Here is a 539-nt window from a genome sequence, read left to right as displayed (position 1 = left end):
CACCCGAAGTCGGTGGGGTAACCTTTTGGAGCCAGCCGCCGAAGGTGGGACAGATGATTGGGGTGAAGTCGTAACAAGGTAGCCGTATCGGAAGGTGCGGCTGGATCACCTCCTTTCTAAGGAATCTAGATCAGTCGAGCGCTGATCAGGAGACGTTTCGTTTCGTTCAGTTTTGAGAGGTCAAATTCTCTTAATATATACAAATGTGGGCCTGTAGCTCAGCTGGTTAGAGCACACGCCTGATAAGCGTGAGGTCGGTGGTTCGAGTCCACTCAGGCCCACCATCCCACATTTGTCTTATTTGAAATGGGGATTTTCCTGTTTTATTGGGGCCTTAGCTCAGCTGGGAGAGCGCCTGCTTTGCACGCAGGAGGTCAGCGGTTCGATCCCGCTAGGCTCCACCAATTTATTCGTTCCTTGAAAACCAGATAATAGAGAAGTAACAAACCAAGAAAACATCACCTTATGGAATCATCCATAAGAAACCTTTTTATGATTAAGTTAGAAAGGGCGCACGGTGGATGCCTTGGCACTAGGAG

The 539-nt window shown here is 49.0% G+C and carries 2 tRNA genes and 1 rRNA gene; all 3 read left to right on the top strand.

Annotation, left to right across the window (positions count from 1 at the left end):
* Window positions 1–116 (top strand): 16S ribosomal RNA (locus KHA97_RS23775); the annotation flags it as partial.
* 91 nt (window positions 117–207) lie between these two features.
* Window positions 208–284 (top strand) — tRNA-Ile (locus KHA97_RS23770).
* A gap of 44 nt (window positions 285–328) precedes the next feature.
* A tRNA-Ala gene (locus KHA97_RS23765) sits at window positions 329–404 on the top strand.
* Window positions 405–539 lie beyond the last annotated feature (135 nt).

The sequence above is a fragment of the Lederbergia citri genome (assembly GCF_018343625.1).
Taxonomy (GTDB): domain Bacteria; phylum Bacillota; class Bacilli; order Bacillales; family Bacillaceae_C; genus Lederbergia; species Lederbergia citri.
This window is presented reverse-complemented; position numbering and strand designations above follow the sequence as displayed.